This window comes from Leptothrix cholodnii SP-6, from assembly GCF_000019785.1.
GTDB classification, from domain to species: Bacteria; Pseudomonadota; Gammaproteobacteria; order Burkholderiales; family Burkholderiaceae_C; genus Sphaerotilus; species Sphaerotilus cholodnii.
Genome location: NC_010524.1, coordinates 811784 through 828045 on the forward strand (window position 1 = coordinate 811784; position 16262 = coordinate 828045).

The window sequence follows — 16262 nt, forward strand, 5'->3', positions numbered from 1 at the left end:
CACGTGCATGACGTATCCGCTCGGTTCGCTGCGCTCGGCGGCTTCCGCTGAAGCTGCCGGCGCCCCCACTCCCCCGTTGCCTGCCCGACCGGTTCCGCGCTGGAAGCTGCAGATCGGCATCGCCCTGGGCGCGACGATCTGGCTGCTGTGGCTGATGGCCCTGCTCAGCCACCACCCTGGTGACTGGGCGTTCTCGACCTCCGGCGATGGCGAGCCGCTGCGCAACCGCGTGGGCGCGCTCGGCGCGTGGTGGTCCGACCTGTCCTACGTGACGCTGGGCCTGTCGGTCTGGTGGTGCCTGCTGTTCATGCTGCGTGGCTGGCTGGCGCTGGTGGCGCAGTCGTTGCGCCTGGACAGCCCGTCCGACCCGGAGGGCGCCATGGTCTGGCGGCCGCAGTGGCTGGCCTGGCTCGGTCTGCTGCTGCTGCTGATGGCCAGCTGTGCACTCGAGTGGACCCGCCTCTACCGGTTCGAGGCCGGCCTTGCGGGCTCCCACGCGGGCGGCATGCTGGGCGCCACGCTGGGGCCGGTGAGCATGAAGTGGCTCGGGTTCGCGGGCAGCGGTGTCGCCTGGATCGTCGTGCTGCTGATCGGGCTGTCGTGGGCGTTCCGCTTCTCGTGGGTGGTGATGGCCGAGCGCATCGGCGCCGCCGTCGAAGGCCTGCGCGAGCGCCGCGTCGAGCGCCTCGAGCGCGCCGAGGACGAGCGCATCGGCCAGCGCGCCCAGCGCGAACGCGAACGCGGGGTCGAGGTCGAGCGGGTGGCCGAGGCCGAGCGCCACATCGCCGAGCATCAGCTGCCGGTGCTGGTCGAGCTGCCGACGCTGACCGAGACCGCGCTCGCACCGGGCCTGCCCGCCGCACCGGCGATGCCGGCGGCGCCTGCCGTGACGGAGCGCCAGAAACCGCTGTTCGTCGAGCTCGAGAACACCCGGCTGCCGCAGGTCGACCTGCTCGATGCGGCACCCGCGACCCGGGTCGAGACCGTCACGCCCGAGTCGATCGAGATGACCAGCCGGCTGATCGAGAAGAAGCTCAAGGACTTCGGCGTCGAGGTGCGGGTGGTGATGGCCCAGCCCGGCCCGGTGATCACGCGCTACGAGATCGAGCCGGCGGTGGGCGTGAAGGGCTCGCAGGTCGTCAACCTGGCCAAGGACCTGGCGCGCTCGCTGAGCCTGGTGTCGATCCGCGTGGTCGAGATCATCCCCGGCAAGACGACGATGGCGCTCGAACTGCCCAACGCGCGGCGCCTGACGATCCGCCTGGCCGAGATCCTCGGCTCGCAGGTCTACGACGACGCCACCTCGCAGCTCACGATCGGCCTGGGCAAGGACATCGTCGGCGCACCGGTCGTCGCCGACCTGGCCAAGATGCCGCACGTGCTGGTGGCCGGCACCACCGGTTCGGGCAAGTCGGTGGGCATCAACGCGATGATCCTGAGCCTGCTCTACAAGGCCGAGGCGCGCGACGTGCGGCTGATCCTGATCGACCCGAAGATGCTCGAGATGAGCGTCTACGAAGGCATCCCGCACCTGCTGGCTCCCGTCGTCACCGACATGAAGCAGGCCGGCAACGCGCTCAACTGGTGCGTGGCCGAGATGGAGCGGCGCTACAAGCTGCTCAGCAAGATGGGCGTGCGCAACCTCGCCGGCTACAACAAGAAGATCGCCGAGGCCACCGCGCACGGCGAGCTGATCCCGAACCCCTTCAGCCTGACGCCCGAGGCCCCCGAGCCGCTCGACCGCCTGCCGCAGATCGTGGTCGTGATCGACGAGCTGGCCGACCTGATGATGGTGGTCGGCAAGAAGATCGAGGAGCTGATCGCGCGCCTGGCGCAGAAGGCGCGTGCCTCGGGCATCCACCTGATCCTGGCGACGCAGCGGCCCAGCGTGGACGTCATCACCGGCCTGATCAAGGCCAACATCCCGACGCGGATCTCGTTCCAGGTCAGCAGCAAGATCGACAGCCGCACCATCCTCGACCAGATGGGCGCCGAGGCGCTGCTCGGCCAGGGCGACATGCTGTATCTGTCGCCCGGCACCGGCCTGCCGGTGCGCGTGCACGGCGCCTTCGTCAGCGACGACGAGGTGCACCGCGTCGTCAGCTACCTCAAGACCCAGGGCGAGCCCAACTACATCGAAGGCATCCTCGAAGGCGGCGTGCTCGACGGCGAAGGTGGCGATGGCGCCGAAGGCGGAGCCGGCGCCGCCGGCGGCGAGGCCGACCCGATGTACGACCAGGCCGTGGCCGTGGTGCTGCAGCATCGTCGGGCCTCGATCTCGCTGGTGCAGCGCCACCTGCGCATCGGCTACAACCGTGCCGCGCGCCTGCTCGAGCAGATGGAGCAGTCCGGCCTGGTCTCGAGCATGGCCACCAACGGCAACCGCGACATCCTCGTGCCGCCACGCCCCACCGAATGAACCCACCCATGCCAGGCCCTCGTTTCCTCATGTCCTCCGCACGCCGCCGTGCGCTCGGTTTTTCGTTTCAGGCGCTGCTGCTGTGCGCGGCCGGCTGGCATGGCGCGGCGCAGGCCGACGGCGTGTCGGCCCTGCGCGACTTCGTGCAGAACGTGCAGTCCGGTCGTGCCACCTTCAACCAGACCGTCACATCGCCCGACGGCGCGAAGAAAAAGACCTCCACCGGCAGCTTCGAGTTCCTGCGCCCGAACCGCTTCCGCTTCGACTACACCAAGCCCTACGAGCAGCAGATCGTGGCCGACGGCGTGAAGGTCTGGCTGCATGACGTCGACCTGAACCAGGTCACCGTGCGGCCGTTCGACCAGGCGCTCGGCAGCACGCCGGCGGCGCTGCTGGCCGGTGCGTCGATCGAACGCGATTTCACGCTCGCCAACCTGCCCGAAGAGGCCGGCCTGCAATGGGTGCAGGCGCTGCCCAAGGCCCGCGAGGGCAGCATCCGCAGCCTGCGCGTGGCGTTTCGCGGCAAGGATCTGGCGGCGTTCGAGATCACCGATGCCTTCGGCCAGCGCTCGCGGCTGGACTTCAACCGCTTCGAGGGCAACGCGGCCGTGCCCGCTGCACGTTTCAAGTTCGTCGCGCCGGCCGGGGCCGATGTGCTGCAGCAGTGATGACGCCGATGGCTGCGGCTGATCCGCGCCGGCCCTGATCGCGTGGCCCCGTGAGCGACCTGTTCGACGCCCACCCCGCGCCGCCGCAGCCGGCCGGCGCAGCGGCCGCGCGCCCGGCCTACGCGCCGCTGGCCGAGCGCCTGCGTCCGCGCACGCTCGACGAGGTGATCGGCCAGTACGACCTGCTCGACGCCGGCAAGCCGCTGCGGGTGGCGTTCGAATCGCGCCAGCCGCATTCGATGATCCTGTGGGGCCCGCCGGGTGTGGGCAAGACCACGCTGGCGCGGCTGATGGCCGATGCCTTCGACGCCCAGTTCGTGCAGATCTCGGCGGTGCTGGGTGGCGTCAAGGAGATCCGCGAGGCGGTCGAGCAGGCGCGGGTGGCGCAGGCACAGGGGCGGCGCTGCATCGTCTTCGTCGACGAGGTGCACCGCTTCAACAAGTCGCAGCAGGACGCGTTTCTGCCGCATGTCGAGTCGGGCCTGTTCACCTTCATCGGCGCGACCACCGAGAACCCGTCGTTCGAGGTCAACTCGGCGCTGCTCTCGCGTGCCACCGTGCACGTGCTGCAGCCGATCGGCGAGGACGACCTGCGCCTGCTGCTCGAGCGCGCCTGCGCCACGCTGGCCGCGCTGGCGCCGCAGGCGAGCGCCGTGACGCGGCTGATCGCCTATGCCGATGGCGACGCGCGGCGCCTGCTCAACACCTACGAAAACGTCGTGCAGATGGTCGGCCCCGGCGCGGTGATCGACGAGGCCGTGCTCGAGCGCTGCCTGGGCGCCCAGCTGCGCCGCTACGACAAGGGCGGCGAGCAGTTCTACGACACCATCTCGGCGCTGCACAAGTCGGTGCGCGGCAGCGATCCGGATGCGGCGCTGTACTGGTTCGTGCGCATGCTCGATGGCGGCGTCGATGCGCGCTACATCGTGCGCCGGCTGGTCCGCATGGCCAGCGAGGACATCGGCCTGGCCGACCCGCGTGCGCTGCGCCTGTGCCTCGACGCCGCCGAGACCTACGAGCGACTGGGCTCGCCCGAGGGCGAACTGGCGCTGGCCGAGGCGGTGGTCTACCTGGCGGTGGCGCCCAAGTCGAACGCGGTCTACACGGCGTACAAGGCCGCCCGCGCCTTCGTGCAGAAGGACGGCACCCGCGCGGTGCCCCTGCACCTGCGCAATGCGCCGACCGCGCTGATGAAGCAGCTCGACTACGGCCGCGACTACCGCTACGCCCACGACGAGGCCGATGCCTATGCGGCCGGCGAGCGCTACTTCCCGGATGCGCTCGATCCGCCGCCGCGTTTTTACGAGCCGGCGCCGCGCGGGCTCGAGATCAAGATCGGCGACAAGCTGGCGCAATTGCGCGAGCGCGACGCGCAGGCGAAGAAAGCTCGCTGAAGCCCGTTTCTGACCGAACGCAAACGAGGCACATCTGAGGAAAGTACGAATCTTTCTCAGGTAGGGGCGAGCCTAGAATCCGCGGCGCTCGATGACGGCTGCGTGACCCATGTGTTGCATGGGTTGCGTCTGCCCGACCCAAGAGCAGCGACGCGGCGTGCCGACACATTGGCACGGGCGTTGCGTCAGACGGCGGAGGCCATGAGCCCACCCGCATCTCGAAAAGGGCGGGGCCCCAAGCGCCGCGACACAGGAGACTTCTGGATGGATACCTTCGTACAACAGATCATCAACGGTCTGGTGCTGGGCAGCATGTATGCGCTCGTGGCACTGGGCTACACGATGGTCTACGGCATCATCAGCCTGATCAACTTCGCCCACGGCGAGGTCCTGATGGTCGGCGCCATGGTCAGCTGGACCGTCGCCACCGCGTTTCAGGATGCCGGCATCGCCGCGCCCGGCTGGGTGATCCTGCTGATCTCGATGGTGGCCGCCATCATCGTCTGCTCGGCGCTCAACTACACGATCGAGAAGGTCGCCTACCGGCCGCTGCGCAATGCGCCGCGGCTGGCGCCGCTGATCACCGCGATGGGCATGAGCCTGCTGCTGCAGACGCTGGCGATGATCATCTGGAAGCCCAACCCCAAACCCTATCCGCAGCTGATCCCGGCCGAGATCTTCTTCCTGTGGGAAGACGGCCCGGTCATCACGCTGACGCAGGTGCTGATCCTGGTCACCACCGCCGTCGTGCTCGCCGGCCTGCTGTACCTGGTCAACAAGACCAAGCTCGGCCGCGCCATGCGCGCCACCGCCGAGAACCCGCGCGTGGCCGGCCTGATGGGCGTGCGCCCCGACCACATCATCAGCGCCACCTTCATCATCGGCGCGGCGCTCGCCGCCATCGCCGGCATCATGTGGGCGGCCAACTACGGCACGCTGCAGCACAGCATGGGCTTCATGCCGGGCCTGAAGGCCTTCACCGCCGCGGTGTTCGGCGGCATCGGCAACCTGACCGGCGCGATGGTCGGCGGCGTGCTGCTGGGCCTGATCGAGGCGATCGGCGCGGGCTACCTCGGCGACCTCACCGGCGGCCTGTTCGGCAGCCACTACGTCGAGATCTTCGCCTTCCTGGTGCTGATCCTGGTGCTCACGCTGCGCCCGAGCGGCCTGATGGGCGAACGTGTGGCCGATCGCGCCTGAGCCCGGAGACCCCGACATGAATCCGAAGAACCGACTGATCGTCATCCTGCTGGCCGCCATCGCGCTGGTCGCGCTGCCGCTGTTCGCGGCCCAGTTCGGCCAGGGCTGGGTGCGCATCATGGCGCTGGCGCTGCTGTACGTGCTGCTGGCGCTGGGCCTGAACATCGTGGTGGGCTACGCCGGCCTGCTCGACCTGGGCTATGTGGCCTTCTACGCGCTGGGCGCCTACATGTACGCGCTGGTGGCGTCGCCGCACCTGAGCCTCAACTTCGAATCGGTGCGTGCGGCCTTCCCGACCGGCATGCATTACCCGATCTGGCTCGTGATCCCCGCGGCGGCCTGCGTCGCCGCGGTGGCCGGCATGGTGCTGGGTGCGCCGACGCTCAAGCTGCGCGGCGACTACCTGGCGATCGTCACGCTGGGTTTCGGCGAAATCATCCGCGTGTTCATGAACAACCTCGAGCACCCGGTCAACATCACCAACGGGCCGCGCGGCATCAGCCAGATCGACTCGATGAACCTGTTCGGCTTCAGCTTCGGCAAGCCCTACGACCTGTTCGGTTTCGTCATCCCGTCGGTGGCGCTGTACTACTACCTGTTCCTGGTGCTGGTGGTGGGCAGCGTGGTGATCTGCCACAACCTCGAGAACTCGCGCATCGGCCGTGCCTGGATGGCGATCCGCGAGGACGAGACCGCCGCCAAGGCGATGGGCCTGAACACCCGCAACCTCAAGCTGCTGGCGTTCGGCATGGGCGCCACCTTCGGCGGTGTGTCGGGCTCGATGTTCGCGGCCTTCCAGGGCTTCATCTCGCCCGAGTCGTTCACGCTGATGGAGTCGGTGATGATCGTCGCGATGGTCGTGCTGGGTGGCATCGGCCACATCCCCGGCGTGATCCTGGGTGCGCTGCTGCTGGCGGCCCTGCCCGAGGTGCTGCGCTACGTGGCCGGCGACGTGCAGTCGATGACCGGCGGGCGGCTCGACGCCGCCATCCTGCGCCAGCTGCTGATCGCCTCGGCCATGATCGTGATCATGCTGTTGCGCCCGCGCGGCCTGTGGCCTTCGCCCGAGCATGGCAAGGCGGCCCCCGTGGCCGTGAAATGAGGAGCGCGACATGACTGACACCGTTCTCGAAGTCAAAGGCGTTTCCAAGCGCTTCGGCGGCCTGCAGGCCCTCAGCGACGTGGGCATCACGATCCGCAAGGGTCAGGTCTACGGTCTGATCGGCCCCAACGGCGCCGGCAAGACCACCTTCTTCAACGTCATCACCGGCCTCTACACGCCCGACGGCGGCAGCTTCGAACTCGGCGGCGCGCCCTACAAGCCGACCGCGGTGCACCAGGTGGCGGCGGCGGGCATCGCCCGCACCTTCCAGAACATCCGGCTGTTCCCCGAGATGACGGCGCTGGAGAACGTCATGGTCGGCCGCCACGTGCGCACGTCGTCGGGGCTGATCGGCGCGATCTTCCGCACCGCCGGCTTCAAGGCCGAAGAGGCCGCGATCGCGCAGCGCGCGCAGGAGCTGCTCGACTACGTCGGCATCGGCAAGTACGCCGACTTCAAGTCGCGCACGCTCAGCTACGGCGACCAGCGCCGGCTCGAGATCGCACGCGCACTCGCCACCGACCCGAAGCTGATCGCGCTCGACGAGCCCGCCGCCGGCATGAACGCGACCGAGAAGGTCGTGCTGCGCGAGCTGATCGACCGCATCCGCCGCGATGGCCGCACGATCCTGATCATCGAGCACGACGTCAAGCTGATCATGGGCCTGTGCGACCGCGTGACGGTGCTCGACTACGGCAAGCAGATCGCCGAAGGCACGCCGGCCGAGGTGCAGCGCAACGACAAGGTGATCGAGGCCTACCTGGGCGCCGGTCACAAAGCCCATTGAAAGCAGAGCAGACCATGGCAGAACAAGACAAGCAGGTGCTGCTGCGCATCAGTGGCCTGAAGGTCGCGTACGGTGGCATCCAGGCCGTCAAGGGCGTGACCCTGGAGGTTCGTGAGGGCGAGCTGGTGAGCCTGATCGGTGCCAACGGCGCCGGCAAGACCACCACGCTCAAGGCCGTCACCGGCATCCAGCCGATCGCCGATGGCGACGTGCAATACCTCGGCAAGAGCCTCAAGGGGCAGGGCGCCTGGGACCTGGCCAAGCAGGGCCTGGTGATGATCCCGGAAGGCCGCGGTACCTTCACGCGCATGACCATCACCGAGAACCTGCAGATGGGCGCCTACACGCGCAACGACCGCGAAATCGATGACGACATCGAGAAGGTGTTCGGCATCTTCCCGCGCCTGAAGGAGCGCCGCGCGCAGCTGGCCGGCACGATGTCGGGCGGCGAGCAGCAGATGCTGGCGATGGGCCGCGCCCTGATGGCGCGCCCCAAGGTGCTGCTGCTCGACGAGCCGTCGATGGGCCTGTCGCCGATCATGGTCGACAAGATCTTCGAGGTCGTCGCCGACATCCACAAGCAGGGCGTGACGATGCTGCTGGTCGAACAGAACGCCAGCCGGGCGCTGGCGATCGCCGACCGCGGCTACGTGATGGAGTCGGGCGAGGTGACGATGACCGGCAACGGTCGGGCGCTGCTGGATGACCCGAAGGTGCGGGCGGCGTATCTGGGCGAGTGACGAGCGAGTCACTCGCCGCAGTGACATGCGCTGAACGAAAAAACGCCGACTCGAGAGTCGGCGTTTTGCTTGGCGTGAGCGCTTCGGCGCCCGGTCAGCCAGTATTGCGCAGTCCCGCCGCCACGCCATTGATCGAGATGTGGATGCCGCGCTGCAGCCGCTCGTTGGCCGGGTCGCCTTCCTTGCGCTGGCGATAACGCCGCATCAGCTCGACCTGCAGGTGGTTCAGCGGGTCGAGGTAGGGCAGGCGGTGTTCGATCGAACGCGCCAGGCTCGGGTTGCTGGCCAGGCGGTTCTTCTCGCCGGTGATCTGGGTCAGCGCCTGATCGGTCAGCGCCCATTCGGCCTCGATCGCCGCGAAGATCTTCTTGCCGAGCTTCTTGTCCTCGCTCAGGTCGACATAACGCGCGGCGATGCGCAGGTCGGTCTTGGCCAGCACCATGTCCAGATTCGACATCAGCGTGCGGAAGAACGGCCACTGCTTGAACATGCGCTGCAGCAGCGTCAGCCGGCTCTTGCGCTTGTCTTCGCCCTGGGCGCTCAGGAAGGCCTCGATCGCCGAGCCGAAGCCGCACCAGCCCGGCAGCGCCACGCGGCACTGGCCCCAGCTGAAGCCCCAGGGGATCGCCCGCAGGTCCTCGATCGCGCGGGTGGCCTTGCGCGAGGCCGGGCGCGAGCCGATGTTGAGCTCGGCGATCTCGCGGATCGGCGTGGTGCTGAAGAAGTAGTCGGTGAAACCGTCGGTCTCGTAGACCAGCTTGCGGTAGGCCGCCATGCTGGCGTCGGAGATCTCGGCCGCCGCCGCGAGAAAGCCCTTCGGCGCGCTCTGCGTCGGGTGCAGCAGCGTCGCTTCGAGCGTGGCCGCGACCAGCGTCTCGAGGTTGCGCAGGCCGATCTCGGGGTGTGAATACTTGGACGCGATCACCTCGCCCTGTTCGGTCAGGCGGATCTGGCCGTTCACGGTGCCCGGCGGCTGCGCCAGGATGGCCTGGTAGCTCGGGCCGCCGCCGCGGCCGACGGTGCCGCCGCGGCCGTGGAACAGCCGCAGCGTGATGCCGTCGCTGCGGCCCAGGGCCTCGAACAGCTCGACCAGCGCCAGCTCGGCGTCGTAGAGCTCCCAGTTGCTGGTGAAGAAGCCGCCGTCCTTGTTGCTGTCGCTGTAGCCCAGCATGATGTCCTGCTCGCCACCCGAGCGCACGATCATCTGCTTGATGCCGGGCAGGGCGTAGAAGGCACGCATGATCGGCGCGGCATTGCGCAGGTCGCCGATGGTCTCGAACAGCGGCACCACGATCAGCGCGTTGGTCGCGTCGGCGTCGAGCGCGCCGACCAGCAGGCCGGCTTCCTTCTGCAGCAGCAGCACCTCGAGCAGGTCGGACACATCCTCGGTGTGCGAGATGATGTAGTGGCGGATCGCCGCGCGGCCGTACTGCGCCAGCATCGTGCGCGCGGTCTCGAAGATCGCCAGTTCGCCGACGGTGTGCTCCGAATACTCGGCGCCGATCACGCGCAGCGGCCGGGTCTCGTTGAGCAGGCGCATCAGCAGTTCGCGGCGTGCGCCCTCGTCGAGCGCGCTGTAGTCGGCCTCGACGCGTGCGCAGGCCAGCAGCTCGGCCACCACCGCTTCGTGCTTGTCGGAGCTCTGGCGCAGGTCGACCGTGGCGAGGTGGAAACCGAACACCTGCACCGCCCGCATCAGCGGCGCCAGGCGCGGCGCAATCAGCGCCTGCGCGTGGTGGAACTTCAGCGAGGTCTCGATCACCTGCAGGTCGGCCAGCAGCTGGCCGGCGTCGGTGTACGGGTTCTGCGGCGGCACGGCGTGGCGCAGCGCTTCGGTGCCGGTGAAGGCGTGCAGGGTCGCGGCCAGGCGCGCGTACATGCCGATCAGCACGCGCCGGTAGGGCTCGTCCTCGCGGTGCGAGCTCTGGTCCGGTGACGCCGCGGCCAGCGCCTGCATCTCGGGCGTGACGGGTGCGAGCATCTGCGACATCGACAGCTCGGCGCCGAGCGCGTGCACCTCGGTCAGGTAGTGGCGCAGCACGGTCTCGCTCTGGCGCGACAGCGCGAGCTTGAGGGTGTCGGCGGTCACGAACGGATTGCCGTCGCGGTCGCCGCCGATCCAGTTGCCCATGCGGAAGAAGTTGCCGATGTCGTGGCCCGGCAGCGCCTGCTCGACCGCGCGGTACATGCGCGGGATCTGGCGCAGGAAGGTGCTGCGGTAGTAGCTCAGCGCGTTCTCGATCTCGTCGGCCACCGTGAGCTTGGTGTAGCGCAGCATGCGCGTCTGCCACAGCTGCGTGACGCGGGCGCGCAGCAGCGCCTCGTTGTCGGCGCGCTGGCCGGCGGTGTGCAGGTCGTCGCGCTCGCCGATCAGCTCGGCCACGGCGCGCTCGGCGTCGAGGATGCTCTTGCGCTGCACCTCGGTCGGGTGCGCGGTCAGCACCGGCGAGATGTAGGCGTGGGCCAGGGACTTGGCGATGTCGGCGGCGCGGATGTCGGCTTCGGCCAGGCGGTCGAAGGTCATCGCCAGCGAGCCTTCCTGCAGGTTGCCGGCGCGCTCGTGGACCTGCCGACGGCGCACGTGGTGGCGGTCTTCGGCGATGTTGGCCAGGTGCGAGAAGTAGCTGAAGGCGCGGATCACGCTGACGGTCTGGTCGACCGTCAGGTTCTTGAGCAGCCGGTCGAAGGTCTTGCCGGCGTTGGCGTCCTGCTTGAAGCGGTAGGCCACCGAGAGCTGGCGCACCCGCTCGATCAGGTCGAAGGCGTCCTGGCCTTCCTGCTCGCGGATCACGTCGCCGAGGATGCGACCGAGCAGACGGATGTCGTCCATCAGCGGCCGGTTCTTCTCGGCCGCGTCGTCGCTGCGGCGTTGCGGGGTTTCAGGGCTGCGGCGTGCGGCGGACTTCTTGGCGGCAGGGCTGCGGGGGCGGGAGGCGGCGCTCGGCATTGAAACCTCTATGTGGTGAGATCGGTAACAAAGTTACGGGCGCGATGGTATCACTGGCCCTTCGCGGAACTCAGCAAGATCAAGGCCACGATCGGCGCCTCGCTCGCCGGCACTCGCGCATGCGGGACAATGCGGGCATGAGCACCTTGCCCCAGCCCTGCATCATCGCCACCCGCGAAAGCCGCCTCGCCCTCTGGCAGGCCGAACATGTCCGTGACCTGCTGCAACGCCGCCACGGCGCGGTGGTCGAGCTGCTCGGCATGACGACCCGCGGCGACCAGATCCTCGACCGCGCCCTGTCCAAGGTCGGCGGCAAGGGGCTGTTCGTCAAGGAGCTGGAAGTCGCGCTCGAAGAAGACCGCGCCCAGCTCGCCGTGCATTCGCTCAAGGACGTGCCGATGGAGCTGCCCGAGGGTTTCGTGCTGGCCGCCGTGCTGGAGCGCGAAGACCCGCGCGATGCCTGGGTCTCGAACCACTACGACGACGTCGCCAGCCTGCCGCAGGGCGCGCGCGTCGGCACCTCGAGCCTGCGCCGCATCGTGCAGCTGAAGGCGGTGCGCCCCGACCTCGAGATCCACGCGCTGCGCGGCAACCTCGACACCCGGCTGCGCAAGCTCGACGAAGGCCTGTACGACGGCATCGTGCTGGCCGCGGCCGGGCTCAAGCGGCTCGGCCTGGCGCAGCGCATCCGTAGCGTCATCGATCCGGCCGTGATGCTGCCGGCCGCCGGCCAGGGCGCGCTCGGCATCGAGGTGCGCGCCGATGCGTCGGCGTTGCGCGAGGCGCTGGCCGCCATGACCGACGCACCGACCTGGCTCGCGGTGCATGCCGAACGGGCGGTCTCGCGTGCACTGGGCGGCAGCTGCAGCATGCCGCTGGCGGCGTTCGCGCAGTGGCAGGGCGCGCAGCTTCATCTCGAGGCGCGTCTCGGCCATCCGGAAGACGCCAGCGTGGCGCTGATCGTGGCGAGCGCCGAGGCTGCCGTCACCGACACCGCCGGCGCCGAGGCGCTCGGCCTGGCGGTGGTGGCGCGTCTGCGTGCCGGCGGTGGCGAGGCCTTGCTGGCGGCGCTGCCGGTGGCGTCCTGATCCACAGGCTCACGACATGAGCCACCCTGGCGCGGCGCCGTTGCGGCAGCTGCTCGTCACCCGTCCGCAGCCGCAGGCCGACGAATGGGTCGAGCGCCTGCGCGGCCTGGGCCAGCCGGCCTGCGCCGCGCCGCTGATGGTGATCGAGCCGGTGGCCGCGTTTGCCGCCGCGGTGCAGGCCGCCTGGCAGCGCCTGGCCGACTGCCGGATGGTGATGTTCGTCAGCCCGAACGCGGTGCTGCAGTTCTTCGCCCAGCGCCCTGCCGGCCTGCCGTGGCCGACCGACACGCTCGCGGCTGCGACCGGGCCGGGCACCGTCGCGGCGCTGCAGTCGAAAGGTGTGGCTGCGGCGCAGATCGTCGCCCCGGCCGCCGACGCCGATCAGTTCGACGCCGAGACGCTCTGGCTGCAGCGCCTCGAATCGCAGACCTGGGCCGGCCGACAGGTGCTGATCGTGCGCGGCGAGGACGGCCGCGACTGGCTCGCCAGCACGCTGCGCCACCACGGTGCCCAGGTCGATCTGCTGGCCGCCTACCGACGCACCGCGCCGGCTTGGTCGGGTGAATTGCTCGACCTGCTGCAGCGGGTGCGGCAGCGGCCGCAGGATTACGCCTGGCTGTTCAGCAGTTCGCAGGCGATCGGGCATCTGGCGGCGTTCATGCAGACCGCACCGCAGGCCTGGCGCGCCTTGCATGACGTGCCAGCGGTGGCCACCCACCTGCGCATCGCGCAGACCGCGACATCGCTCGGCTGGCGCACGGTGCTGCCGCTGACACCCGATGCGGCACTGATTGCCGCGTCGATGCAGACGCTCGATTGAGCGGCCTTGCTGCGCCGTCCGCCCCGGCCCGGATGTGCACTCCGGCACGAAGGGCCGTCTATACAATGGCTGCGCGGCTTTTCAGTCCCGGCCCACCCCCACCGTGAACCAAGACACCACTCCTGCAGGCGACGCAGCGCCACCCCCCGTCGCAGCACCCGACTTGCCGCCTCCACCACCCGCGCCTGCCATGGCAAGCACCGCTGCAGCAGGCGCTCGCGCGCCGGCCATGCTGGTGATGGCGCTGGTGGCGGTGGTCCTGGCCGCAACGGCGGTCTGGATGACCTGGGACACCCGCACCCAGCTGCACAGCCTCGAACAGGAACTGGTGCGGCGCCAGCAGGGCAGCGCCGACCAGTCTGCCGAAGCCCTCGTGCTCGCCAGGCAGGCGCAGGAAGTCTCGCGCGACAGCGCCGCCAAGGCGGCCCTGCTCGAAGCCCGGCTGGCCGAGGTCGCCCTGCAGCGCGGCCAGCTCGACGACCTGATCCAGTCGCTGTCGCGCTCGCGTGACGAAAATGTCGTCGCCGACATCGAAGCAGCCATCCGCGTCGCCATGCAGCAGAGCGCCCTGACCGGCAGCGCCGAGCCGCTGGTGGTTGCCCTGCGTTCGGCCGACGACCGCCTGGCGCGCATCAACCAGCCGCGCCTGGAGCGCCTGCGTCGCGCCATCGCGAGCGATCTCGACCGGGTGCGCTCCGTCGGCGTGCCCGACATCGGCGCGCTGCTGATCAAGATCGACGAGGTGGTGCGGCTGGCCGACGAGCTGCCGCTGGTGTCCGAGGCGGCCATCACCGGGCGCCACGCGGGCGAGGCGCGGGCCATCCCGGCGGGCACGGCGTCGGCGCCCGTCGCAAGTGCCACCGTGCCACGCAAGGGCAGCGCAGCCAGCGCACAGGCCGCATCCGCCGGTGCCTCGTCGCCGGTCTGGATGCTGGCCTGGTCGCGTCCGTTCGACGAGATCTGGAGCGAGTTGCGCAGCCTCCTGCGTGTCACGCGCATCGAGCGTCCCGAGGCCATGCTGATCGCGCCCGAGCAGGGTTTCCTGCTGCGCGAGAACCTCAAGCTGCGCCTGCTCAACGCCCGGCTGTCGGTGCTGTCGCGCCAGCTCGATGCCGCCAGTGCCGACCTGCAGAGCGCCCAGCAGGCGATCAACCGCTACTTCGACGCCAGTTCGCGCAAGACCCAGGTGGCCGTCGAACTGCTGCGCCAGATCGCCCAGCAGAGCCGTCTGATCGGTGTACCCAAGCCCGACGAAACCCTGGTGGCCACGGCCGCCGCGGTGGCCGGGCGCTGAGGAGTGTTCGGCATGCGTTGGGTCGTCTGGCTGTTGCTGCTGTCCGTCGTCGCCGTGCTGGCGGCGAGCACCCTGGGTGCGAACGACGGCGTGGTATCGATCTACTGGTCGCCCTGGCGCGTCGACCTGTCCCTGAACTTCTTCGTGCTGCTGCTGCTGGCCAGCGGCGCGGCGGTCTACATCGCCGTCGGTTCGATCAACCGCCTCGTCGGCCTGCCCGAGCGGGCTCGCCTGTGGCGCCTGCAGCGGCGTGAACGGGCCGCCCAGATGGCGCTGCGCGAGTCGCTGGGCCTGCTGTTCTCGGGCCGCTACAGCCGCGCCCACAAGGCCGCCCAGCGCGCCCTCGAGATCCGTGCGCTGACCACCGAACTCACCGCCGATGTCGAGTTCGGCGCGCTCGCCCACCTGCTTGCCGCCAGCAGCCTGCATCGCCTGCAGGACCGCACGCGGCGCGACGAACAGCTCGGCCGCGCGCTCGGCATGCTCGGTGCGCCGGCCCTGCCGACGCCGGTGGCCGAAGGTGCGCGCCTGCTGGCCACGGAATGGGCGATCGACGACCGCGATCCCGACCGCGCTTTCGAGCAGCTCGCCCAGCTGCCGGCCGGCGTGGCGCGCCGCACCCAGGCCCTGCGCCTGCGCCTGCAGGCCGCGCGCCTGTCACGCCAGCCGCTCGAGGCCCTCAAGACCGCGCGCCTGCTGGCCAAGCACCAGGGCTTTGCCCCGGTGGCGGCACACGGCATCCTGCGCTCGCTGGCCATCGAGGTGCTCGACACCGCCCGTGACGCCGATCAGCTGCGCCGCATCTGGCTGCAGCTCGATCCGGCCGACCGGCGCGATCCGGTCGTCACCGCGCGCGCGGCCAGCCTGGCGGCCGAACTCGATGCGGTGACCGATGGCCGTGGCTGGCTGCGCCCGCACTGGGAGCACATCCACCAGCTCGGCGAACGCGAGCGTGCCGCCGTGTTGCGGGCCTTTGTCGATGTGTTGCCCGGCCTGCCGGCCGACTGGCTGCCGCTGCTCGAAGATGCCGTGGCGGCCCAGCCGCAGGATGCACCGCTCGCCTACGCTGCTGGCCGCGCGATGGCCGAACGTCAGCTCTGGGGCCGCGCGCGCCGCCTGCTGGAGGTGGCTGCCTCCAACGCTTCGGCCGAACTCGGCCTGCGTCAGGACGCCTGGCGCTGGCTTGGCCAGATCGCCGATCAGGAGGGCGACGAAGACCAGGCACAACGTTGTTATCGAAAAGCTGCGAATGCCACTTGATTGTTTGAAAACAGACATGCTATAGTAGCGTTCTGCTTTGACAGCAACGCGGCTGTAGCTCAGCTGGATAGAGTACTTGGCTACGAACCAAGGGGTCGTGGGTTCGATTCCTGCCAGCCGCACCATATAAATCAACGGGTTAGCCTTCACAAGAGGCTAACCCGTTTGGCTTTGTGGGCTCGGAATGCCGATTTCTGGCAACTCTCTGGCAAATTGGCAAACGCTTGCCGCTCAGATGGCAACTCCGCTGCCAGTACGTCCTGATTACGATCACGCCGTCGCGCGCTCGGCCTCGCCTGATACAGGTGCTGTTGGCGCCGACCGAAAACTGGCGTCCGGTCAAGACTGGGTGCGGTCGGTCAGGTTCGGCAGTTGAACGGCGGCCGAGACCGTAAGCGTTCATACGCCGGTCACTGCGGTCTATGACCGCTGCACCTTTCTGACCGGTCGCTCGTGCAATGCCGCCAGCGTGAGGGCCCTCGAACGACTCCTCCTGCCCGGGACGACCAGTCGGACCCGACCCCTATGCACATGACTCGACTA

Annotated in this window: 12 protein-coding genes and 1 tRNA gene; 12 read left to right on the forward strand and 1 reads right to left on the reverse strand. The window is 69.3% G+C overall.

Going from position 1 to position 16262, the window contains the following annotated elements; all coding sequences use genetic code 11:
* Positions 1-7 precede the first annotated feature (7 nt).
* The 7 genes from LCHO_RS03785 to LCHO_RS03815 all read left to right on the forward strand — a co-directional run bounded on the left by LCHO_RS03785 (position 8) and on the right by LCHO_RS03815 (position 8310).
* The gene (locus tag LCHO_RS03785; RefSeq protein WP_012345791.1) at positions 8-2419 is read left to right on the forward strand and encodes a DNA translocase FtsK; all 2412 of its coding nucleotides are present in this window, start codon (positions 8-10) and stop codon (positions 2417-2419) included.
* 29 nt (positions 2420-2448) lie between these two features.
* Positions 2449-3087 carry an outer membrane lipoprotein periplasmic chaperone LolA gene (lolA, locus tag LCHO_RS03790; protein WP_012345792.1) on the forward strand — a complete coding sequence of 213 codons (639 nt, stop codon included), beginning with the start codon at positions 2449-2451 and terminating at the stop codon, positions 3085-3087.
* A 50-nt stretch (positions 3088-3137) separates the two neighbouring features.
* Complete coding sequence (locus LCHO_RS03795; protein ID WP_012345793.1) at positions 3138-4481, forward strand: replication-associated recombination protein A; 1344 nt, start codon at positions 3138-3140, stop codon at positions 4479-4481.
* 264 nt (positions 4482-4745) lie between these two features.
* Positions 4746-5681: a branched-chain amino acid ABC transporter permease gene (locus tag LCHO_RS03800; protein ID WP_012345794.1), complete on the forward strand. Its 936-nt coding sequence runs from the start codon at positions 4746-4748 to the stop codon at positions 5679-5681.
* 16 nt (positions 5682-5697) lie between these two features.
* Positions 5698-6783, forward strand: a complete 1086-nt coding sequence (locus LCHO_RS03805; protein ID WP_012345795.1) for a branched-chain amino acid ABC transporter permease — start codon at positions 5698-5700, stop codon at positions 6781-6783.
* Between the two features lie 10 nt (positions 6784-6793).
* Positions 6794-7570, forward strand: coding sequence for an ABC transporter ATP-binding protein (locus LCHO_RS03810; protein ID WP_012345796.1), 777 nt, complete (start codon positions 6794-6796; stop codon positions 7568-7570).
* A 14-nt stretch (positions 7571-7584) separates the two neighbouring features.
* Complete coding sequence (locus LCHO_RS03815) at positions 7585-8310, forward strand: ABC transporter ATP-binding protein (protein ID WP_012345797.1); 726 nt, start codon at positions 7585-7587, stop codon at positions 8308-8310.
* Positions 8311-8404: 94 nt separating this feature from the next.
* Here the strand turns inward: LCHO_RS03815 and ppc are convergent, their stop codons facing one another.
* Positions 8405-11257: a phosphoenolpyruvate carboxylase gene (gene ppc, locus LCHO_RS03820; RefSeq protein ID WP_012345798.1), complete on the reverse strand. Its 2853-nt coding sequence runs from the start codon at positions 11255-11257 to the stop codon at positions 8405-8407.
* 119 nt (positions 11258-11376) lie between these two features.
* Between ppc and hemC the strand changes: the two genes are divergently transcribed.
* The 5 genes from hemC (at position 11377) to LCHO_RS03845 (ending at position 15844) form a co-directional block, all read left to right on the forward strand.
* Positions 11377-12345, forward strand: a complete 969-nt coding sequence (gene hemC, locus LCHO_RS03825) for a hydroxymethylbilane synthase (protein ID WP_012345799.1) — start codon at positions 11377-11379, stop codon at positions 12343-12345.
* 16 nt (positions 12346-12361) lie between these two features.
* Positions 12362-13165 carry a uroporphyrinogen-III synthase gene (locus LCHO_RS03830; RefSeq protein WP_012345800.1) on the forward strand — a complete coding sequence of 268 codons (804 nt, stop codon included), beginning with the start codon at positions 12362-12364 and terminating at the stop codon, positions 13163-13165.
* Positions 13166-13355: 190 nt separating this feature from the next.
* On the forward strand, positions 13356-14459 hold the full coding sequence (locus LCHO_RS03835; protein WP_150105408.1) for a uroporphyrinogen-III C-methyltransferase: 1104 nt from the start codon (positions 13356-13358) through the stop codon (positions 14457-14459).
* 12 nt (positions 14460-14471) lie between these two features.
* Positions 14472-15719 (forward strand): heme biosynthesis protein HemY, encoded by a 1248-nt coding sequence (locus LCHO_RS03840; RefSeq protein ID WP_012345802.1) that lies wholly within the window; start codon positions 14472-14474, stop codon positions 15717-15719.
* A 48-nt stretch (positions 15720-15767) separates the two neighbouring features.
* Positions 15768-15844: transfer RNA gene (locus tag LCHO_RS03845), tRNA-Arg, on the forward strand.
* Positions 15845-16262: the final 418 nt, after the last annotated feature.